This is a genomic window from Solidesulfovibrio magneticus RS-1, assembly GCF_000010665.1.
Lineage (GTDB): Bacteria > Desulfobacterota > Desulfovibrionia > Desulfovibrionales > Desulfovibrionaceae > Solidesulfovibrio > Solidesulfovibrio magneticus.
In genome coordinates, this window is record NC_012796.1 from 128728 (window position 1) to 150940 (window position 22213).

The following is a 22213-nucleotide window of genomic DNA, read 5'->3' on the forward strand; positions in this document are numbered from 1 at the left end:
AACCGCGATGGCTGGATTCTCGGTCACTTGGCGGAGTTTTTCAACACGCTGGTAAGCGCCATGTTCCAGATCCTGGCTCCCCCGAGCAGGTCAAAATCAACGGATGCGGTTTGCGTCCTGCCCAGAGGGACGGTTCCGACACGATAGAAGGCGGCAACATCCGTCAGGATCAGATGAGATTTTCCGTCCAGGGACACCCGTTTGCCGGATGCCTGGTCACCGAGGAGTGAATAATTGAAGTCAGTAAAAAGGCCAAACGTGTTGTTGTAGGTAACCTCGGCATGGAGCATGGCGGCGAGGTTCAAGTACTTTGACAAATCCGCGAACGAAACGTCTGCATAAGTCGTATAGCCTCGGGCTCCAACCTTGCCGGAAATACCCGTAAGCCACCCATAGGGGGCGATTGTCCAGCGGAAGTCTCCATAAACGCACTCCTTAAGTGGAGGTTGGGCAAAAACAATTTTTGCTGTAAAAAGTAATAATATGACAGCAATCAGGCAGTATGTTTTAAAAATTTTCATTCAGACTGTGTTCCTGTTAAATTGTGAAAAGTTATTTATCAAACCAACGCTTTATTGGTCTACTATATAAAATGTTTTATTGCAAGTCATGAGAGCCTCACGGATCGGTCGCTGGCTCACGCTGTAGAACCTGGAAGGCTATATTTAATTGCGGAGTGATCGTGTCGAAGCGTACACAGGGTAATCACACTCAGCTTTAAAGATTGGCTGTCGCGCCAACACGATCGTTGGCAGGCGAGCCACAGACGCTTTGCCTACCCGTTGGCAGCCTGTTGGCTGATGCGCCACAGACCTACTGGTGACTGTTGGCAGGAGCCAACAAAGGCTCTGTGGCTGCTCGCCAAATTTTTGAAAAAAGTTAATGATTTCAATGGTATGCTGGCATGGCATTCAGGCGCGCTCCTGACTAATCGTTAGTCATATCAGGTGCTTGAAAAAGACGCGTTTTCGGACACTTGATGCTCTATTCAAGCGATCCTTCGCCCACCCCCGACCTCTTGACTAAAATTCCAGCGATCCCCTGTTTTGTTTTTATCTATATGTTTTTATTTGAAAAATTTTGTAAATTTGAGAGGGGATTGCTTGAGAGGGGTTCAAGCGATCGGAAGGGCCAGCTTGAAACCGTTGCACTATTACTTGCGAATTAACGGACCTCACGCATCAAGTCGGCCGGGCTATGCCCGAAGTAGCGCTTGAATTCCCTACTGAATTGGGACGGACTTTCATATCCTACCTCGCTGGCGGCCATATAAGCCTTCGCTTTTTGCTGCACAATCAAGTCTCTGGCTCTCGAAAGTCTAATTTTCTTTAAGTACTGAAGTGGCGAGTCGCAGGTAATCTCCTTGAACGCCTTGTGAAAAGCTGAAACGCTCATGTTGGCTGTAGTTGCCAAGTCTTCTATCTCTAACTTTTTTGAATAGTTGCTTTGCATCATCTTGATCGTTCGCCCTACCTGAGCAAATGAACCGTTTCCCCTCGCCAAGGAATAGAGCACAGGAGCTTGTGTTCCACGAAGAGCGCGGTAGTATATTTCCCGAACTAGACCTGGCGCTAAAATTTTTGCTTCAGTCTCAGTCCAGAGGGCTTTGAGCAGCTTGATGACCGCGTCCCTCATGTCCTCATCCATGGTGGACGGTCCGATCCCCAGTGGAAAATCATTCTCTCCCAGTTTGCCGACCTCCTCTTGAAGGGCCATCTGGCCGATCAAATCATGAAGCTGGGCCATGTCAATATCGATGTAGAGGCCAAGTAGCGGGTCGTCCTGGCTTGCGAACGTTTCGCATTCAAAAGGCATGGCCACAGAAGTCACAAGATAATTGTCGGCGTCATAACGAAACGTGTGTCCCCCCAGATAGCCTATCTTGTGGCCTTGGGCGACGATGCAGATTCCAGGATTGTACAGCATTGGCCTTCGGGGAACGGGCTGTGTGTCTTTAAAAAACCGCACCCCGGTAAGTCTCGATTCCGTTGCCCCGCCGTCGGTTATCTGAAATTTTCCAAGTAATTCGACAATTTTTGGCATTTGCATGGCCTCCGGCAATGTCTTCTTATCTTGGATACCATTCACGGCAAGAATTCAACCGGAATGAGGAGTCTGAAGAGGAATAGGCATCATTTTGAGAGGATCAGGTGTTCAAGGCAAGTCTTTGCCGCAGTAGATACGGCGGAACAGAAAACGAAACACCTGGAGATTCGTATGAATTTTGAATTTCAAAACCCGACGCGGCTCATTTTTGGAGCAGGTTCACTTTTCCGGATTGGTGAAGCTGCCAGCCGGCTTGGCAAAAAGGCCTTGCTTGTCACGGGGGGCGGCAGCGTCAAGCGGAGCGGGGTTTTTGATCGAACCGTCGCGACCCTCAAAGCCGCCGGCGTCTCCATCGCTGAATGCTCGGGTATCGAGCCCAACCCGCGCATCACTTCAGTTGTCAGAGGGGCTGAAATCGCCCGGCAGGAGGCGTGCGACATGGTCATCGCGCTAGGCGGCGGCAGCACCATGGACGCCTCGAAGGTCATTGCAGCCGCTGTCCTTTACGATGGCAACCCCTGGGACATGATCCTTCACGGCCAGGAAAAGTGGCACATTCCCAGTGAAGCCTTGCCCCTTATAACCATCCCGACCCTGGCGGCAACCGGTTCCGAGATGAATAACGGGGCGGTTATCACCAATGAGGAAACCAAGGTAAAGTCGTTCCTCGTGGCGGATTGTCTTTTTCCTCGCATCGCCATCGTTGATCCTGAGCTGACGGTAAGCGTGCCCAAGGACCAGACGGCGTTCGGCGTCTGCGATCTCATTACCCATGTGACCGAGGCCTACTGTAATGGGATTGACGGTACGCCCCTCCAGGACCGTTTCGCCGAGGGCGTCATCCTTGCCGCCATGGAATGGGGGCCCAAGGCCATCGCCGACGGCAATGACCTGGAAGCACGAACCCAGGTGCAGTGGGCGGCCCTGGTTGCCCTTAACGGCTGGGTCCATGCCGGCACCAACCCCATGTACCCCGTGCACATGCTTGAGCACACGGTCTCCGCTTACCATGACGTCACCCACGCGGCAGGCTTGGCAGTGATCAACCCGGCGTGGATGCGCTTCGCTGCTAGGGCCAATTCCGCCAAGTTCGTTCAGTTCGCCGAGCGTGTTTTCGGTCTCAAGGCCAAATCCACAACGGACCTCGATTGCGCACTGGAAGGGATAGACCGTTTCGAGGCATTCCTGCGGGCTATTGGCTGCCCCACGCGGTTCTCCGAACTCGGCATCGGCAGTGAACTGTTCGAGACCTATGCCAAGGACACCCTGAAGATCATCCACGATGCAGACGGCAAGCTGCCAGGGCGACCGGCGATGAGCGAAGCGGATATCGTAGAAGTGTTCAAGGCCGCTGTGTAACGGACCTATGCGTGGCGACAAAATGGAATATTCTGACGAGAAGGAGAGCTGAGATGCGTATGCTTACACAATGGTGCATGGTGGTTTTTATTATGGGCATGCTGACAGCTGTCGGCTCAACCGCTTTTGCTCAAACCAAGCCCAGGGACGCGGATAATTTTTACAAAAGCAAGACGGTGGATGTCCAGAAAGTAACATTCGACAATCAATATAAAATGAAGGTCGCGGGGAATCTTTTTACGCCCAAAAACCTGGATACGAACAAGAAATATCCAGCGATCATCGTGGGGCACCCCATGGGCGCAGTGAAGGAACAAAGCGCGAATCTGTATGCCACGAAGATGGCTGAACAGGGATTCGTCACCTTGTCCCTGGACTTGTCCTTCTGGGGAGAGAGTGAAGGCCAGCCGCGAAACGCCGTTTCGCCGGACATCTATGCCGAGGACTTCAGCGCGGCGGTGGATTATCTGGGGACCAGACCGTTCATCGACAGGGAGCGGATAGGTGTCATCGGTATTTGCGGCAGCGGCAGCTTCGCCATCAGCGCGGCCAAGATCGACCCTCGCCTGAAGGCTATTGCCACCGTCAGCATGTATGACATGGGGGCTGCCAACCGTAATGCGCTGCGGCATTCCATGACCCTTGAGCAGAGGAAGCGAGTCCTCGAAGAAGCGGCTGAGCAGCGCTATGTGGAGTTCACCGGAGGCGAGACCAAGTACACCAGCGGGACTGTGCACGAGATTACTGAAAAATCGCATCCGATTGAGATTGAATTCTATGAGTTCTACCGCACTCCGAGGGGAGAAGTTACGCCTGAAGGCTCATCGCCGAAGCTGACGACACATCCCACCCTGACCAGCAACGTGAAGTTCATGAACTTCTACCCGTTCAACGACATCGAGACGATTTCTCCCCGTCCCATGCTGTTTATTGCCGGGGAAAATGCGCATTCCATTGAGTTCAGCGAAGAGGCTTACAAGCTGGCCGCCGAACCGAAGGAACTCGTGATCGTCAAAGGTGCCGGGCATGTGGACCTCTACGACCGCGTTGGTCTCATTCCTTGGGATAAATTGAACACTTTCTTCAATAAATCGCTGCAATAACGGGAGTCATTCGTTCGTTTCTAGCGATATGAGATTGACGCAAGCATGGCGGGAACTCCTTGTTCGCATGGTGTTCCCGCTATTTTTTTAAAAGTGCAGCGACAACGCTAAAGCAATAAGCGCATGATGCTTCATCAGATCATGAGCATAAAGCGGGTAACTGATTTCATGTGCTCACAACAAGCTCTCTTCTACAACAGGACTGCCAACTGGTCTGCGGTGTTTTCCTTGTTCGTCGGGGTGACAAGTCTGGTCGCTGCGGAGTTCATTCCCATCAGCCTTCTGACTCCCATCGCGCGCGATCTCGCCATCACGGAAGGCATGGCTGGGCAGACCGTGACGGTTGTTGGGATATTCGCCGTTCTGACAAGCCTCCTGCTGGCTCCTTTGACCAAGGGGGTCAATCGGCGGCATATCCTGTTGGCGTTCTCTTCAATGCTCCTCGTCTCCAATATCCTGGTCGCCGTCGCGCCTAATTATCCGATTATGCTGATTGGTCGCGGCCTGCTCGGTATCTGTGTGGGCGGATTCTGGTCGATGTCGGCTGCGGTGACCTTGCAACTTGTGCCGATAAATTATGTCCCACGCGCCTTGAGCATCATCTACGCCGGGGTGGCGGGTGCGACCATCATTTCATTGCCGGTCGCCAGCTATTTTGGTCATCTCCTTGGCTGGAGAAACGTGTTTTACCTTGAGGCATTGCTGGGGGGAGTCGGGCTTGTCTGGCAATTTGTTTCCTTGCCTTCGCTTTCGTCCGACAAGAGCAATGATTTCCGTGGTATGCTCAGACTCTTTCGTCAGGATTGGGTCCTTCTGGGCATCCTCGCCACCATTTTCAGCTTCGGCGGTTATAACGTCTTTTTTACCTACCTGAGACCATTTCTGGAGCTTGATCTCTTCTTGCGCCCGAACACGTTGTCAATCGTTTTGGGTGTTTTCGGGGTAGCCAACTGTGTCGGCACGTTTGCTGCCGGATTGCTTTTCAACCGGCAGTTCAGAAGCTGTATGATTCTCCTGCAGGGTGTCCTCGCGGTGGTGGCCGTCCTGCTTTACCTGACTGACGGATTCCTGCGGGCAAGCATCCCGCTGGTGGTCTTGTGGGGATTTCTCTGGGGGTTCATGCCGGTCGGCTGGTCTTCATGGATAACACGTACTCTCGCTGACCGGGCTGAGATGGCGGGCGGATTGTCGGTCGCCTCCATCCAGTTCTCCATCGGCGGGGCAGCCGCCATCGGAGGCTTCATCTTCGATCGGAGCGGTATTCAGGGCATCTTTCTGGCTGCGGCCGGATTTCTTGTTATCGCCTCAATCCTGATCAAGGTCAGCTTTTCCCTCTATGCGAAGGACACCGGCCGGCTCGCCTAAGACTATTGGGGTAAGCTACTTGTGCCCCAAAACGCATTGTAGTTTGATTATGCAGTTCAAAAAAGAGGGACATACAAATGAACATCACTCGGATCGGATCTCAAGCCAGTTTCAAGGGACCATCGGATTGGTTTTCCGGCGAGGTTCGCATTGATCCACTGTTTTTGAAGGCCATTGAACCTTCACGAATGACCGGCGGCAGCGTTACCTTTGAGCCGGGCGCGCGAACGGCTTGGCACACCCATCCGGTAGGGCAACGGCTTATCGTGATTGCCGGATTAGGCTTGGTCCAGCGGGAGGGCGGGCCCATCAAGGAAATCAGGCCCGGCGACGTAGTTTGGTTTGAACCTGGAGAGAAGCACTGGCACGGAGCAGCCTCGACAACAAGCATGACGCATATTGCGCTCCAAGAGGAACAGGACGGCGTCGCGGTGGAGTGGCTGGAAAAAGTAACCGACGACCAGTACAATGCAAAATAGGTTTAAGAAACAGAAAAGAACCTGCTGATGGGGATCGTTAGCTGTCTCGCCAACATGACCGTTGGCAGGTGAGCCACAGACGCTTTGGCTACCCGTTGGCTGTCCGTTGGCGGTATGTTGGCTGATGCGCCAAAGACCTACTGGTGACTGTTGGCAGGAGCCAACAAAGACGCTGTGGCTACCCTCAAATTTTTTTAAAAACTGTAATTATTTCAATGGGCTGCTGGCATGGCATTCAAGAGGTCGTGGGTTCGATTCCCTCCAGCTCCACCACGAAGCATGCCAAGGGGTTACCGAGAAATCGGTGACCCCTTTTTCTTTGCCTAAGCGCCAACGCGCGCCAACACTAGGGTTTGGCGGGTATGTACCAGGGCAGAACCATTTGCCAGCCCACCTGTTAGACCAAGAAACCATTCCACGGTCGCTTGAATTTTTTTCAAGAGGTCGCCTCCCCCTCCGTCTCTTTCGCTCCTGCCAAAAATAATTCCCATATTTTATGCGTGGTTGCATAAGAAAAGAAACCACGGTCGCTTGGGGGATTTTCAAGCGATCCCCCCCCATTTTGGACATTTGGACTTTTGGGGTGCATCCCCTGAAAAATTTCTTGCCCCATTTTTCGCCGGCGGTGGTTTTGACTGACCCTGCCTGAGAAAGTGCCGCAGGAACTGGCCAATTGAGTCGCATGGGTTGGGATTTTGCCGGGGGCGGTTGGTCTTCCTGGTCCTGCCCCGTGTCGCCCACTGGACCAAATGTCACCCTATGCGCCGGCAAGTTTGATGCAACACTTAGAATTTACGTGGTTTGCTTGTCAGTGGTATTCGTGACGGCTTTGTATGCAGCTAGACGTCCAAACGTCTTTTTCATCAGAAGGAGGGTGATGCCGACGCCAAGCAGGAGCGACATTCCCCAGTCGTACCAGCGAAAGAATCCAAACGCTTCGTATATTACGTAAACGCAGTAAGGCACGATGATGAGGCAATTCGTGAGTAGGCCCGGATTGTAAGTTGGTTTGCCTTGCTGGAAGCCGACCGTGTGCATCACGTTGTTGATGATGATCTGGAACCAGATCATTGACATACCTACCCACGGAGCGACGTTAGCCAGAAAAGTCCCGAGAATGATCAGTGGCCAAGCGATTAGGATATTCACCTGAAAGACGTAGGCCTCGTCCAACGGATAATCGGGATCATTGCCGGTACCTAACGGGGAGCGCTTATTGATGAATTCCTTAAAGCCCTCTGGTGCAAGAACGTATTCCTCGATTTCGTGAATCATTAAGATTGGCAGATGGATAGCCATGAGCCACATCCACGGGGACATGTGATCTTTGAATAGGATCAGAAGGGTAAGCAAAATCGGAGCAACGAGCAGATTTATACTTTGCCAGAAGTGATTGATTCTGCCGTAGTCCATTATGCTTACTTCCTTCTGCGGCTAGAGGATTGGGAAACACTGGCCTGCTCGTCTGATACCTCCCAGTCGGGCATTTGGATATTTCAAGTGTACCCCCGAAAATAAATGAAAGACAAGTGATGAAGGTGCCGAGGGCCGCTAACCATTTTCTGCATGAGCGAGCACTGACGCGGGGTTTGACTCGGAAACAGCCGGAGAGAGTCGCAGGGGATCGGTTTCTACCCGCCCCCGTTGGTTTTCCTGGACCTGCCCCGCCCTCTCCCCCCGTCCGCCGGCCCGGACACCCCCTGGAATCGCGCGGTAGGCCCCCTTCCTGGGCCGTTCCCCTGGGATTGGGGGATTGGTCTCCCCGGGCCTGGTTCCGCTCCAGGGTGGCCCCCCTAGGGCCAAAGCCCGATTTCCCCGGTTCTGCTTTTTACCTGGCTCGATTGGTCTCCTGGGCCAATCCCGTCCTTCCCTCAACTGCTAGCAACACAGTTAGGGCGATTTTCCGATTGTCCAAAGCCAATCCCTTCGGTACAAAATGAACCTATATGTACCGGAGTCCACCTCGCAGCCCACTCCAAGATATCAAGAACCCGGAGGTGAGAAGTGCGCATCAATATATCATTCAAATTAGTCGTTCTTGTTATGGCATCAGTGCTTATAAGCGGCACATCTGCCTTGATAGCGTCTTATTATTCAGTAGGGCAAGGCTTCGAAAAAACTTTTTCTGAAGTTATCAATTCAGACATGAAAGTAACACAAGATTTAATAGATCGACTCAATACAGGCTACAAGGGGTTGGCCCAAGCTCAGAGCGTAAGACCAAACGTCATAAATGGTGTGGCGACAGCTGATCATACACTGCTTAAAAAGCTAGGCCAAGACCTGATGAAGTCTGGTCAAACTGATTTCATTGTTTTCGTTGACAACAATGGCAAGGTGCTCGCAAGGGGCCACGATGACACCTTTGGGGATAGCATTGCAGAGCAAGAATGCGTTATCAAAGCTTTGAGTGGATTAAGTTGTAGCACATTCGAACCCGGGAAAGTAGTCAAGGTCTCACTGCGGGCTTCCTCTCCTGTGCAAAAAGACGGCATAATTATTGGTGCAGTCATTGTAGGAATGAATATTTCTAAAAATGATGCGTTTGTAGACAGTCTTAAAAAATTGCTAGATGCAGAATCGACGATATTTTATGGCAACGTTCGCGAATCTACCACTATAATTGTTGATGGTAAACGGGCAGCTGGAACAACTCTTGACAATAAAAGTGTCATCGAGCGTGTGATGGAAAGAAAAGAGCCGTACTTGACAAAGATTACGTTATTTAACCGGCCATATATGGCTGCATATTGGCCGTTTTTCAATAACGATGGGAAGCCAGTTGGGATGTTCTTTTTAGGAAAAGATATGTCGGTAGTCAAAGATCAGCAGATGGTCGCATTCTTAAATATCCTATATGTTTGCCTTGTTGCTATGGCTTTTCTGGCTATGGCAGGTTATCTTGCTTCTAAAAAATTTACAAACCCAGTTTTACGTTTGGCGACTTTTGCTCGTAAGGTAGAGTCAGGAGATTATACTGCAAATCTCGACGTCGAAGTTAATGATGAAATCGGCGATTTAGCAAAATCCATGGAGAACATGGTCGAAGCTCTTAAAGGCAAGATCGCAGAAGCGGAAGCTGCCTTATGTAAGGCTGCCGAAGAGACCGAAAAAGCACGGCTGGCCATGACTGATGCCGAAGCAGCCAAAGCTGAAGCTGAACGTGCTAAAGCTGAAGGCATGTTTCAAGCTGCACACCAGTTGGAAGGTATCGTCGAGGTAGTCACTTCCGCCTCCGAAGAACTTTCTGCCCAGATCGAGCAGTCGAGCCGAGGTTCCGAAGAGCAATCGCACCGAGCGAGTGAAACCGCCGCCGCCATGGAAGAAATGAACGCGTCGGTCCTTGAAGTTGCAAAGAACGCTTCTCGGGCTGCTGGAACTGCCGACAAGGCAAAGCATAAAGCGGAAGATGGTTCCCAGGTTGTCACCCAAGTGGTTAAGGGAATCGGAGAAGTTCAGGCGTCAGCCCTTGAACTCAAAACAGATATGACTGCTCTCGGCAAACAAGCCGAAGAAATCGGGCAGATTCTCAACGTCATTTCGGACATAGCGGACCAGACAAACCTACTTGCACTTAACGCCGCCATCGAAGCAGCCCGTGCTGGTGATGCTGGCCGAGGCTTTGCGGTCGTTGCCGATGAAGTTCGTAAGCTTGCTGAAAAGACAATGACAGCCACCAAAGAAGTTGGAGATGCAATTCGTGGAATTCAAGAGGGCGCACGTAAAAATATATCCAACGTTGATCACGCTGTTATAAAGATCGATATTGCGACGGGTTTAGCTGGCAAATCCGGTGAGGCCCTGAACGAGATTGTATCCCTCGTTGACCTGACGACCGACCAAGTCCGGTCGATCGCAACAGCGTCCGAGCAGCAATCAGCAGCCAGTGAAGAGATCAACCGAAGCATCGAAGACGTCAACCGGATTTCATCAGAGACTTCTGATGCAATGAGGCAATCAGCACAGGCTGTTGGTGAACTCGCTCACCAAGCTCAGGTGCTCAAGAGTTTGATTGACCAGATGAAAGACGAGGGTGGTGGCACGGAGGCTCCTGCAAGCAAGATTGGAGCGCGCACGAAGTTGGCTTTAAAGTAAATGTTTCTGTAGGCTTAATGTTGCGTAGCGTTAAGGCGGATCTGCTTCTTGCCCTTGCGTTTTTTTTGTGGGAATATTCAATTGTTAGGGAAATCCTTGATTGTGTAGCCGAAGTGGGATTGTCGCTCTGTGTCAGCATGCACCATCTACCTGCCAGGAGAACACAGTATGAAACTTAAGGTCGCTTTTGGGTTTTTCTTCGCATTGATTCTTACTTCATCTATTGCCTGGGCTGGCGGGAAAATACCTACGCTTATTGGAAAATGGAGCGTAGAGTCATCAGGTGGGATGATGCTCAATGCTGAAAAGGAAGGGAAAGAAACCCATTGGACTGCGGGTCAGAAGGTTCTTAAAGGGCTGATGGACATTACGACTCAAGAAGATCGATTTGTGTCAGGGACGTACACTTCTGCCCGTGGATCAGAAAAGTTTATCGCAATGATCACTCCTGACGGAAAATATATGTATGCCTCAGATACCGATGGTTTCTTTGATTGCAAAATTACCAATAAAGATACGCTTGAAATTGTTTATCGTCATGTGAAGGCAACGGACAGTGTTGTCGCTATTGGAATCGCTAAGCGCCAGAAGTAACCAGCCCGGCAAGATTTGTCCGGTTTTTCTGATGTGACGGGGGTTGCCCATGCACCGGGTAGCCCCCTTTTTCATGGGCCTATCCTCTCCCCCGGTCGCCGGCCCGGACACCCCCTGTATTCGCGCCCTACACCCCCTTCCTGGGCCGTTCCCCTGGTCCTGGAACCTTTTCCCCCCGGGCCTTCCTCGCTCCAGGGTGGACCCCCTAGGGTGAAAGTCCGATTTCCCCGTGGGCTTGGGCCATCGCCAGACAATGCGCACATATTTCTCAGCGAACTTGCTGAGCTTTTTCCCGCCTGCCTGAATTCAAAGCAATTCTTTCGAAGCCACCTCAAAAAAGCACTAGACAGCGTTGGGCCGCGAGCCTATATGTTAGTCGTGTCCCTAGTGAAGGTTGTGAGCAACCCTAGCGGAGGCGATGCCAATGGGTGAATCAATTGTCGGAGAGTCTTCCTCGCAGTAGAGCACTTGAAGGCCAGTAAAAAATGAAATCTGGCAAGCTGCATGTGTGGCAAACACTAGCTCTACGTTCATAGTCGAGGCGCAATCGTCAACCCATAAGTCTTTCTACGCAACGTAACATTACTGGCCCCGACCTGTACCGTCGGGGCCTTTCTTTTTTGCATCAGGAGGGCTGAAGGAATATCCGGATGTCGGTCTGGGATGGACTTTCGGACATCTCGGGTGCGTGGGCTGCGAAAATCCGACGACAAGCGGCGTCAGCAGGCCGGGCTACTCCAGGTTGCGAACGATCTGGGCGGTAGCCAGCGCTGAAATCTAGCCCAACAGCCACGCTGGGCCTCTCCTTCGTCTTATGAGTCAGACGTGCGCTACACCGGGATCAGCATCAATCCGGCGTCGTTCTTCTCGATCCGAAATTTCTGCCCTTCCTCGAACTCGATTCCAGCAAGCATGTTAGCGGTCAGCACGATCTTCCTGCCGCGATAAACCGGGGAGCTGCTTCTGGTCCGGGTCGAAGCGCCAGCAATTTCCAGGTATTCCTTTTTTTCCTGCATGAGCTTGAGCAGATGATTCTTCAAAGTCGGTTTCGACTGAATGCCAAGCTCGGCCATGATTTGGGCTTCATTGCTGCCAGCCTTAATAAGGCCGTAAAGCTTTTCCCCGTCATATTTGGCTTCGATCTTTTGGCCTTTTGCGATAGGCATGTCTTGACCTCCAAGCGATATTTATTTCTGGGGATAGTATCGCTTGTTCGACAATCGTCAAGCTAAAAATTAGAAACGGTTAAAATGTGTCGCTGGAAAATAATGGTGATCGTTTTGGGGAAATTTTACGCGGAGTGAATTTAAAGCTCCATAGTTCTGATTGATAGGCGTTTGTGCCTGAGAGGCTGTGCACGAGGGCTGCCAATCGTTGTTCTTAGGATTGTTCGTCGGGCTCAGAAATGGTGTTTTTGTCGTCGAGGTTGTAATCGTTTTTGGCAAGTCTACTTGTTCTTTCTGATCGATATAAATTAATGTCTTTAAACTAATTCTTTGAAATGACGGGTTCCGTCCTATTGGCTGAAAGGCTGATCGTCGGCTGCTAAGGGGGCCGTCAGCAACAAGTATACATGCACCACCTCTTTGCTCCTTGCTATGTCTCAGCCTTTGGCCCCTGCCCCGTGACCCCGGCGTAGCCCCGAGGGTATCCTCTCTTGGCCCCGATTCCCGAGATCACGAGGTGAGCGTGCCGACCGATGCCGAATCCAACGACAAGACGCTCGAACTGGCCGAAGAAATCATCCAGCGGTTTCGCCCTATTGAACAGCTCTTCGACGTCATGGGCGCGGCGGACGTTGGCGTCCAAGCCGTCTTTGTGCGCCGCTGGGCAGACATCGGCACGCAGCTCGCCGTTAGCTTTCGGGAATACCTGGACCAGATCGTCGCAACATCTAGGAAAAACGACTGAAGTTCTGGTCCGTAAACGCACGTAAACGGAGGTTGAGAACATGATGCTTTTCGAATTCATCGCCGGAATTGCCTTAGGTGCTGCGGCTGGTGGGGTCATCAAGATGATCGCCCACGGCGGCGGTGCGATTGTTGGTCGGGACAATGTTCGTAATGCGATTCGAAAGGAAGAAAAGAACGTCCGTAGCCGGTTCAAGGACCTCAAGGTCACCAAGGGCGACCCGAAGTTCTACGAGTAACCGCGAACTTGCCCGACAGGAGGAGTTACCATGGACGATTGGCCGATCATTTTCAGCTACACCCGCGCCCAGGCTATCGCCGACGGCGTCCTGATCGACGTCACCGCCCAAGCCGCCGAGGTAGGCTTCAAGGTGCACACGGTGGTCACCGACCACCTCTATGGGGATTACATTGTTCCGCCGGCAGGCCTGGAAGGCGAAGGGCAGTCCATCGAGGGGCGGCTTCACGACCTCCTCTTTCGCACCTTGCTCGCGGCTAAGGCTATCAGGGACAGCGACCGCGCCGAATTCGGCGTCCTGTTCCTCATGGCCCCCGGGCACTGGGATACGGCCCATGTCGTGGCGGTCATCGGCCCTGGTGACCAGGGCGAGCCGGTCATGACGATCATGCTGCCGGAAGACGACTAATTGCTCAAAGATACCTGAAGGATGGCTTGAAAATGACACGCACGAATTCTATACGAAATTACGATGAAATTGCTGCGTGGCGTCTCAAGATAATAATCAGCAAGGTGGGATTCTTTGGCGTTAAAATCTTCTGAATTTGAGGCGTGGTGGAATATCGAAAAGTCAAACCCAGGGATCTTGAGCACTCCCCTTCGAAAATAAGGGGTCGAGTGGGAGAAAGAGTTTTTTGTGTTAGAGAAGCACGCCTGGCTTTGGCCGGATTCTACAACTATCTGATTAAATGTATAATTTTGTGGAGCATTGCCGATATTCCGCCGCTATTATTGATTTGCTCGAGCATCCCTGTTAAGTTACAGGTATGAATACAATAACGCAAGCAGACGACGTTGGTCGTTTTAAAACAATCGCATTTTGGCATTGGGAGTACACAAGAAGGAATAGGTTGTACAAACTGTATAGCAATAAAATTGAGTCGTTTCGCAATGGGCTTATTGGCGCTGGAGGATTGCATCAAGACATTACAGTCGTCCCTCTCGGAGGAATCTTCGACAAATACTTATACAAGCAAGAAGGAGAACAGTCTATAAATCATTTGCTCAAATGGTTTTTAATCAGGGGTCTCGATCGGGAAAAGGGAATGTTGTTTTTAAGATACAGGTTATTGTTTCATGGCTTCAATAAGAAGTTTAAAAGGTATTTTAAGCCTTGTCACATTGGTATTGATTCCAGTGAACAGCTTGACAAACTGCTTTCTGGTAATTTGCCATGTTTTGAAATAAAAGATCTAGTTGACCTTATAGCGATTTTGCCGCAAGAATTAAAATTGAAATTAACGCTTGATTATTCAAAGGCTCGAATCAAAATATTAGGGCCATGGTTTGCAGAGATGGTGTCGGTCGAAAATACTGGTCAAAATAATATCAAGATAGAGATGGATCAGGTTTTCAAGTTTTCAGATGACGTCATCCTAGATCGTGAAGATCAAAGAACGATTTCTGGCATGGCCAATGTTCTTGCTTTTCTCAATAGATTGTTTGTTAATGGCTGCAAACAAGAAAATCCACTTGTCACTGATTACATGCTTCAGCTGATATACAGATTTTGTTTGGCTGGAAAACATATTAAAAGCTCCAGTATAATGCGTCTCGCAATGCTTTGGCTGTGGGATCAAGCTCATAAGCAAAATGAAGATAATCCTGCACAGTTTGATGATGTTTATCCCTTGCTGAAGTCAAAAATTGAACAGGCCGGGGTATCCGGCAAGGTCTGGGAACAAATCGTGACGCGCCGGAAACGGGTGCGCGGGTATTACGATGTGACGGATTATTGCATTAAAAATCGTACGATAATATCCTTAAATCAATAGTTTTCTCGTGCCGCCCGTCTCCTGCCATTTTCTTTTTCTAGAACATGGCGGGACTTCTGATGTTCCGTCTGGAAAAAGGGTTGTCACCAGCCCGGGGTAAGGCGAACGCCACTTGTCCTCGGCGCTGGGGCGTCTTTCCAAGGAGAACAGCGGATGTCCCGCCAAGAGTCATCCCAAGCCCCTCTCCAAAGCTATCCTAAGCTGATCAGCAAGGTCATTAGCCTTGTGGGCTCGGCTAAAGAGCAAGCTCTACCTAGGAGCAGGCACATCCTGCTCGCAGAGGTCGAGGCACCGTCCTGGCCACGGCAAAAAGTCGTGGCAGTGAGCTAGGCAGGGACGGCCTTGGTGGGGTGACCGGCACGACATTGAGCAGCTTGTCTGCTCTGATGATGTGGAAGCTCTCCTTGGAACGGATGCCGGCCCCGTGGGCGAACTGACCTCATCACTCGAAACAGGAGATAGTAAAGATACTTGAAGCGCCAAGTTGTTTAACTCAACATTGTTTGGCCCACTGGCAAAATACCTTTTATAATGGGCAGAGGCGCATGATGATCATCTAGCCGGTTCGACCGGAAAACAAGGAGTGTCCTGGAATCGTGTCGAAAAGTTCTTGGTGACATAACAAGCGACTCGACACGGGTATTAAAATATTTGTAGCACCAATGGAGGTGCATAATGCAGACTGATTCCCTTTTGAAGTCTATCTTGGACAACTATCCCGGGATTAACCCTGACGCAGCTTTAGTTATGCTGGAAAAGCTGTTGATCGGTCAGAACATGATCAAGACTAGCCTTTTGCTCTCGGGTGGTGTCCCGAGCGGTAGTCCTGCGCAAGCTGGAAGTGGCAATCAACCCGATGGAGTGAAATCGCCTGCGGGTGTTGATCCCAAAATGGCTATTCAGGAAGACTACGTTCAGTGCTGCGAGTGTGGTGCCAAAATGAAGATGCTCGGAGATGCCCATCTCGCTAAGCATGGCCTGAATAAGACGTCCTATTTGCTTAAGTATGGCTATGCACCCAAAACGGCACTTGTCTCGGGTGAACTCAGCAAAAAGCGGAAGGAATCTGCCAAGGATAACAAGCTCGGACACCAGAAAACCGAAGATGCCCCTTCGGCGGTGGACACTCCTGCTGCTGAGTCTGAACAGCTTAAGGCCACTCCGAAGGAAAGCGGTCAGGAAAAAGGGGGAAAAACCGACTTCTCCTTAGCCTAGGCCATAAGTGTAGGTAATAGGTGCCACCTCTCGACTGCCCGAGGCAGGTGGTTTCGTGTCTGGACGCTCCGCCTGCTGCCTGGGATGCAACGGCAAGTCATGGTTTCCCGGCTTAGGGGGGGGCATTGGCTGGCCCGGAAATCGAAGCTCCGGACCCAACTCGGGTGGCTGTGTCGACGTCTTTGAGTCAGGACGCCACGGCCCCAGTGGCCCTCGCCAGCCATACGAACCCGGTCCCGGAGGAGGGGGCAGTGGTCGCGGATATCTGTCGATTGGTTCTGGGAATGGTGGCGGCCGCTGACCTGGTCGTCCGGGCCCCGGACTTGATGGTCCGCGCCAGCCTTCTCCCCCAGGAGGGCCTCGATGAGGCGGCGGACCGGGGGCCAGGGGAGAACGTCCCTGGTCGATGTCAGGATAGTGATCTATGCGTCCCGGCCTCCGTGCTGGCGGCGGATACCTACTGTCTCCCCCCGGCCTGGGCGGAGGCGGTGGCTGGTTATAGCGGATGTCGGGATCGAATCCGGGCGGCGGCCATTGCTGGGCCAGTAGAACCGGCCCTGGGTTTGCATTCGCGACGGAGCGAGGAACGATCAAGGTCCCCAGGTGAAATAGAAAGGCGGTCCCGAAAAGGGCCGCAAGCAAGAAGGAAGAGCTTTTTCTTTTCAATGTCCACCAACCGGGGTGTCGCAACATACCACAGGCCAGGTCTCTGAAATATTTGACAGCCAGGATAGGACCTTTAATTGCTGGGAGCACTTAATATCTAACATCTTGCTCTAGTTGGCCGACAGAGATCATGACAGAGCGCCATTTGCCCTCGTGACGGTGTTAGCAGCGTGTTGAAAAACTCCGCCAAGTGACCGAGAATCCAGCCATCGCGGTTCCGGAGGTGATCTGATGGGGCTTGGCCGTCAGGGTGATCAGCAGGGGACGATGTATCTGGCCTGGGATGAGATTCCTCGGTCTCGTGGGCACGCTTTTTACGATCGTCTCCAGCAGACTCTCCGGAAAGCCGCCTTCGATGGTTTCGCCGAGAAGCTGTGCAAGCCCTTCTATTCCGACAAGGGGCGTCCCTCCATTCCGCCTGGCCGGTATTTTCGGATGCACCTCGTGGGGTATTTCGAGGGCATCGACAGCGAGCGCGGCATTGAGTGGCGCTGCGCCGATTCGCTTTCCCTCCGGGATTTTCTCCAGCTTTCGCCCAAGGAGTCTGTGCCGGATCATTCCTCGCTCAGTCGGACACGGTCCCGTCTGCCGCTGGCGACCCACCAAGAGGTTTTCACCTGGGTTCTCAAGCTGCTCAGCAAGGATGCCTTGGTCCTTGGAGGCCGCATTGGCGTGGACGCTTCGACCATGGAGGCCAACGCGGCGCTCAAAACCATCGTGCGCCGGGACACGGGTGAGAGCTACCGCAAGATGCTCCTGCGCATGGCTAAGGAGAGCGGCATCGACTCTCCGACGGATGAGGATCTGGCTCGCATGGACCGCAAGCGCGTCGGCAAGACGCTTTCGAACAAGGACTGGCAGTCGCAGGTCGATCCCGAGGCGAAGATCGCCAAGATGAAGGATGGCCGAACGCATCTGGCGTACAAGCCGGAGCACGCGGTGGACCTGGACACCGGCGCGGTCGTGGCGGTCGAGGTGCATGAAGCGGACAAGGGGGACACTTCGACTCTGCAAAAGACGCTGAAAGCCGCTCAAGAAAGTTTGCGACGGGTCACTTCCACACCGCCATGCCCGGACGATCCTGCGGAACTGGTCGCGGACAAGGGCTATTTCTCCCGGGATGTCCTCAAAGACCTGGACGGAGGGCCATGGCGGACGAGAATCGCCGAACCCAAGCGCAACGGCCTGAACTCCTGGCGTGGCGATCATGAGGCGCGGCGCGCCGTGTACAACAACCGAATCCGGATATCGTCGATGGTCGGGAAGGCCATGGGAAAACAGCGGACGGAACTGGTCGAAAGAAGCTTCGAGCATACGCTGGACCGGTCTGGCGGTATGCGCCGGGTCTGGCTCCGGGGACGGGAGAACATCCAGAAACGGTATCTGCTCCATGTGGCCGGTTTCAATCTCGGCCTGCTGATGCGGGTCAAGACCGGCCATGGCACCCCCAGGGGCTGGGCCAGTGCCTGGCTTGCGCTCATTTGGCCCAATCAGCATCCCTCAATGGCCTATTTGGCCATCGTCATGGTGGTCGAAGGACGATGCTGTGGAATCATGCCCATCGCCGTCATCTGCGGGGGAGAATAGCCGGAAACAGCTTTTTGCAACGGCCTGTTAGGTAGGTATTTCATGCCCTGAGTAATGTGTTTCTCGTAACGACCTGCGTTACGCAGCTATTCATTGGAGCAGAAGGAGGCTCGGCAATGAAGCACTGGCTGAGCCGAAGCTGAAAAAACCATTGGTGGCGTTGTCACTGGTGTAGACGGCTAGGTTTTGTGTCCCTTCCGGAATTTCCTGCCCGTAAAGGTAATATTTGTTTAGGCTTGAATAGTCAGCCGTTGTTCCGTCCGGATAAGTAACGGTCATATACTGCTTCCTCAAGGAAGTCATGGCTGCCTTTTGAGCAGTCGTAAAATAATTTGCGGCAATGTTGCAGTTTAACTGTGCAAATGTGGTGGCGTAATGGAAATTGTTTTCTCCGTCGAGCATCCCATAGATCGCGGAGAAGTTATCGACCGTGGCCTTGACTTGGGCAAGAGTGGCTTCAGACGGAGCCGTATCGACAATAAGGCTACGCAACGCCTCAGATATTCTTGTCCTGGCCAAAACAATGTTTTCACTGGGATTGGCATAGAGGTTTAACTTTTGCACGCTAGTCAATGCATTCATTTTGGCAGCACCAGCGTCGGAAATGTAGCCAAAACTGCTGTCGCAGAGTACCTTGCCTATTGTCGCTGTCATTTGTTCATCGATACTGTAGCCAGGGTGTCCGATTGCTGGTGCGTCTTTCATATAGAATGAACCAAAATATGTGCCGTGCCGTTCGGGACAAAAATAAACATCAGAATCAACTGATCCAGCATACCACGAATAAAGGTCCCCCGCATAGGTCATCATGGCCACCACAACATCGCTTGGCAGGCCCTGAAGCTTTGTCCTGACATCAACTTCTGACTTGTCCGGCCAAGAGTTGAACCCTTTGCCGACCATGGCATCAATATATGCTTTTTGGCTTGTGCTCAACGAACGGTATATATTGGCATAAGTGATGGCCCGTTCATAGCTAATTTGCCCATCAAGAAGATATAATTCTCGACTAGCCGCCTTCACTGCCGTCAGATTCAAACCAGTAGCACCCGTTGGCTTCGCTCCGTCGATAAGGCGTCGAAATGCCTGCATCAGTGGGTAGCGCTTCCACGCATAGAGATTGATATTGTCCACCTGGTTTTGCGCCAGGTTCTTTAGTGATGCGATTTGTGTATCGTTCAAGATATACAAAATATTACAGGAAACCCTGGTCAGGAAACTCGTGTTATGTCCCATGTTGTCCGGATCATTGTCGCGCAAGTACTGGAATCCCCAATAATCGGCCACCTTGCCGGGTGGAAAAAAAGATTGGGCACCCAACTTGCCGGTGATCATGCCGAATCCGGCAAAAGCGATAGTCGTGCCCTGGGCCCCATCACTTAAAGCCTGGACGATATTAAACGGAGAGGTGCCCGTCACGATGATGGAGTACGCTGTGGCGCTCCCAGAGACGTTATTCGCGGCATCTCTTGCGAAAGCGTACAAGAGCTTATAGCCTGGGCTCGCAAAAGTGTAACTCGCAGGAGGCGTAGCGCTCCAGGAGCAACTTCCGCTATCGTTGGACTCAGAAATACAATAGCTTGAGACGCCGGTGTTGTCGGTAGCGGACAGTGCCACCTGGATGGTCAGGCTGGTGGAAGTCATTGGCATACTAAAGGCGGTGATAATCGGACCCTCGGAATCGGTACTTAATTTTTGGAGATTCAAAGGCGAGTTTGCAGCGATGGCCGCCACAGCAGCTATCATGGTCAACGCATTAATGATCGAGATTATAAGAGCTTTCATGGTGCGGATTCCTTTTGTCGTGTGACAAGGTTGGCAAAGGAGAGAAACTCACCTGACGCCAAAAAGGAAGTCGGTGTTATCGATGCGCGGCATAGGAATTGGTTCAGAATACAAAAACGGTCCCTTGGGATCGGAAGGATTTGAAGGACGTAGCCTTGACAGGCTTGCCTTCTGTTGGTTGGTAAGGGTTTTTGCTATGGAGGCGAACGTCGTTGCATACAGGTAGGAGATCTCTCCATCTATTTCTCCATACTTCCTTGAGAGTGCACGGACTTTCTCCCAATTGGCAGAACCACACCGCTCAAAATCTCGCAATTGGGTCGCAATTTCTCGACGTATCCTGACAATATCATGTAAAAGTTGGCGTTGCTCATTCACCGTATCTGTTATGAATTTTTGCTGCGTGCCAGTCAGCATGGACAAGAAGGATTCTCCCCGATCAGCTGTGAGTCCGGTGCTGATGGAGAAATTGGGCTTGCCCATGGCCGGCGCGGTTTTGAGGCCGAACCCACCGAAATACATTCCGTGGCGTTCCGGACAAAAATATATGTCAGCGTCCAGAGACCCCGCATGCCAAGCAAACATCTCGCTGGCATAGGTCATCACCGCCACATGGTTCACATGCGACATGCTCCTCTTGTCAAGCGGCGAACCCACTTCAGGCCAGGATCGAGAATCACCAAATTTCAACCGCGCCAAGGCGTTCCTTTGCGGCGCATTGAGTTCGCATAGAATTCGCCCCATGACCTTTGCCCGACCGTATGCCAAGGCACCGTCCAATTCGTACAGGTCGGCCGAGGCCCGCTTTACGGCGTCTCGGTCCAGGCCCTTGGATCCGGCCGGGATATTCCCCTCGAGATTGCGGCGAAAGGCATGGATCAAGGGGAATCGTTTTTCTGCGAATTGCCGGATGCCGGCTTCTTGCTCCCGGGCCAAGGCCACTAGTTGCGCCCGCTGGCTATCGCTGAGAATGGTGAGCGTATTGTCGGCGATCTTAGTGAGAAATGATGTATTATGTCCTTTGTCTCCAGAATCTATATCGCGCATATACTGAAAACCAAAGTAGTCCGACACTTTTCCGGGGGGAAGAAATGTATCTGCGCGAAAATCCCCTGTGATAAAAGCCAGGGCGTTGAAGGCAATAGTGTCTCGCTGGGCTTGATCAGAGAGTGCCTGTTCGATAGAGTAGTCCCCATTTGTGGCGCTCATCCTTTGCACTTGCCTGGAGAGAGGCTCCACCGGTCTTTCACGCCGGCTCGGGGCCAGGGTAGGACTAGAACGGCTGTCTTGAAGGTCACCTTGCCTGCCTCGCGCCTGCCCGGACGGATCTGGCTTTTCCAATCCGTTTTTCCCTGGAGCCCTGGGCTGCAGGGGGCGTGCCGCCAAGCCTTGAGGCGTCTCCACACATATGGCATCGACCTTGCCCTCGGGTGTCGCATGCAGCACCTGGTCACCGGCCTTCTTGCCCAGACAATCCTGAAAGGCCCTGGGAGGCGGCCCTTGTTGCTGTCTCGCCTCCGTTTGGGGTGGGGGTGCGAGAAGAGGCTCTGCAGATGCGTTGCGCTGCTGCTGGGGCAAGGACGGGAAAGGACGGCTGTCGTCTTGAAGCGCGTCCTGTTGCCTACCCTCCCGTTGCTCAGGCGAGGACCGCATTTCCAAGCCTACATCGCTCGTGGAGGGTGACTGAAGGGGACGTGCCGCCAGGCCTTGTGGCGTTTCTACACATGTGGCATCGACTTTGCCCTCAGGGGTGTTGTGCAGCACCTTATCGCCGGCATTCTTGCCTAAACAGTCTTGCAGAGCCTGAGGTGGCGGACCTTGCTGCAGTCTCGCGTTTGTCTTTCGTTGCGGCTCTTCGCCTGCCCAGAGAAGGCAAGGCCCAAAAGAGAGCATGGCTAGAAGTAGTATGTATTTTGTTAAAGTGTTGTTCATAACTCCTCCTGGTAGAGTTGCCTTTGACCTAGTAAGAAAAGAGCCTTATCGCGTAGAAAAATTA

18 protein-coding genes are annotated in these 22213 nt (G+C 52.2%); 12 read left to right on the forward strand and 6 right to left on the reverse strand.

Annotated elements, in window-relative coordinates; all coding sequences use genetic code 11:
* Nucleotides 1-23: 23 nt before the first annotated feature.
* Both DMR_RS00505 and DMR_RS00510 read right to left on the reverse strand, forming a co-directional pair.
* Nucleotides 24-521, reverse strand: coding sequence for a hypothetical protein (locus DMR_RS00505; protein ID WP_052278926.1), 498 nt, complete (start codon nucleotides 519-521; stop codon nucleotides 24-26).
* A gap of 643 nt (nucleotides 522-1164) precedes the next feature.
* Nucleotides 1165-2043 (reverse strand): AraC family transcriptional regulator, encoded by an 879-nt coding sequence (locus tag DMR_RS00510; RefSeq protein ID WP_043599773.1) that lies wholly within the window; start codon nucleotides 2041-2043, stop codon nucleotides 1165-1167.
* A 174-nt stretch (nucleotides 2044-2217) separates the two neighbouring features.
* On the opposite strand from DMR_RS00510, the gene DMR_RS00515 reads away from it, so the two are divergent.
* From DMR_RS00515 to DMR_RS00530, 4 genes are all read left to right on the forward strand, one after another.
* Nucleotides 2218-3405 carry an iron-containing alcohol dehydrogenase gene (locus DMR_RS00515; RefSeq protein ID WP_043599775.1) on the forward strand — a complete coding sequence of 396 codons (1188 nt, stop codon included), beginning with the start codon at nucleotides 2218-2220 and terminating at the stop codon, nucleotides 3403-3405.
* Between the two features lie 53 nt (nucleotides 3406-3458).
* Nucleotides 3459-4508, forward strand: coding sequence for an alpha/beta hydrolase (locus tag DMR_RS00520; protein WP_012749717.1), 1050 nt, complete (start codon nucleotides 3459-3461; stop codon nucleotides 4506-4508).
* Nucleotides 4509-4631: 123 nt separating this feature from the next.
* Nucleotides 4632-5873: an MFS transporter gene (locus DMR_RS00525; RefSeq protein WP_012749718.1), complete on the forward strand. Its 1242-nt coding sequence runs from the start codon at nucleotides 4632-4634 to the stop codon at nucleotides 5871-5873.
* Between the two features lie 77 nt (nucleotides 5874-5950).
* A complete protein-coding gene (locus DMR_RS00530; protein WP_012749719.1) occupies nucleotides 5951-6352 on the forward strand; it encodes a (R)-mandelonitrile lyase in 402 nt (133 codons plus the stop codon).
* 792 nt (nucleotides 6353-7144) lie between these two features.
* Here the strand turns inward: DMR_RS00530 and DMR_RS00535 are convergent.
* Nucleotides 7145-7651: an HXXEE domain-containing protein gene (locus DMR_RS00535; RefSeq protein ID WP_158304233.1), complete on the reverse strand. Its 507-nt coding sequence runs from the start codon at nucleotides 7649-7651 to the stop codon at nucleotides 7145-7147.
* Nucleotides 7652-8356: 705 nt separating this feature from the next.
* On the opposite strand from DMR_RS00535, the gene DMR_RS25175 reads away from it, so the two are divergent.
* Both DMR_RS25175 and DMR_RS00545 read left to right on the forward strand, forming a co-directional pair.
* Nucleotides 8357-10447: a methyl-accepting chemotaxis protein gene (locus tag DMR_RS25175; RefSeq protein WP_012749723.1), complete on the forward strand. Its 2091-nt coding sequence runs from the start codon at nucleotides 8357-8359 to the stop codon at nucleotides 10445-10447.
* A gap of 168 nt (nucleotides 10448-10615) precedes the next feature.
* Complete coding sequence (locus tag DMR_RS00545) at nucleotides 10616-11041, forward strand: hypothetical protein (protein ID WP_012749725.1); 426 nt, start codon at nucleotides 10616-10618, stop codon at nucleotides 11039-11041.
* 830 nt (nucleotides 11042-11871) lie between these two features.
* On the opposite strand, the gene DMR_RS00550 is transcribed toward DMR_RS00545, so the two are convergent.
* On the reverse strand, nucleotides 11872-12207 hold the full coding sequence (locus DMR_RS00550; RefSeq protein WP_012749727.1) for a hypothetical protein: 336 nt from the start codon (nucleotides 12205-12207) through the stop codon (nucleotides 11872-11874).
* Nucleotides 12208-12730: 523 nt separating this feature from the next.
* On the opposite strand from DMR_RS00550, the gene DMR_RS00555 reads away from it, so the two are divergent.
* The 6 genes from DMR_RS00555 (at nucleotide 12731) to DMR_RS00580 (ending at nucleotide 18432) form a co-directional block, all read left to right on the forward strand.
* Nucleotides 12731-12952: a hypothetical protein gene (locus tag DMR_RS00555; RefSeq protein ID WP_043599778.1), complete on the forward strand. Its 222-nt coding sequence runs from the start codon at nucleotides 12731-12733 to the stop codon at nucleotides 12950-12952.
* A 40-nt stretch (nucleotides 12953-12992) separates the two neighbouring features.
* Complete coding sequence (locus tag DMR_RS00560; RefSeq protein ID WP_012749730.1) at nucleotides 12993-13190, forward strand: hypothetical protein; 198 nt, start codon at nucleotides 12993-12995, stop codon at nucleotides 13188-13190.
* A 30-nt stretch (nucleotides 13191-13220) separates the two neighbouring features.
* A complete protein-coding gene (locus tag DMR_RS00565; protein WP_012749731.1) occupies nucleotides 13221-13598 on the forward strand; it encodes a DUF6573 family protein in 378 nt (125 codons plus the stop codon).
* Between the two features lie 442 nt (nucleotides 13599-14040).
* Nucleotides 14041-14964, forward strand: coding sequence for a hypothetical protein (locus DMR_RS00570; RefSeq protein WP_043599780.1), 924 nt, complete (start codon nucleotides 14041-14043; stop codon nucleotides 14962-14964).
* 675 nt (nucleotides 14965-15639) lie between these two features.
* Nucleotides 15640-16179: a MucR family transcriptional regulator gene (locus DMR_RS22220; protein ID WP_012749735.1), complete on the forward strand. Its 540-nt coding sequence runs from the start codon at nucleotides 15640-15642 to the stop codon at nucleotides 16177-16179.
* Between the two features lie 897 nt (nucleotides 16180-17076).
* Nucleotides 17077-18432, forward strand: a complete 1356-nt coding sequence (locus tag DMR_RS00580; RefSeq protein WP_012749736.1) for a transposase — start codon at nucleotides 17077-17079, stop codon at nucleotides 18430-18432.
* A gap of 90 nt (nucleotides 18433-18522) precedes the next feature.
* On the opposite strand, the gene DMR_RS00585 is transcribed toward DMR_RS00580, so the two are convergent.
* Nucleotides 18523-20217, reverse strand: a complete 1695-nt coding sequence (locus DMR_RS00585) for a hypothetical protein (protein ID WP_012749737.1) — start codon at nucleotides 20215-20217, stop codon at nucleotides 18523-18525.
* Nucleotides 20218-20265: 48 nt separating this feature from the next.
* Nucleotides 20266-22149 (reverse strand): hypothetical protein, encoded by a 1884-nt coding sequence (locus tag DMR_RS22225; protein ID WP_052278928.1) that lies wholly within the window; start codon nucleotides 22147-22149, stop codon nucleotides 20266-20268.
* Between the last annotated feature and the right edge of the window lie 64 nt (nucleotides 22150-22213).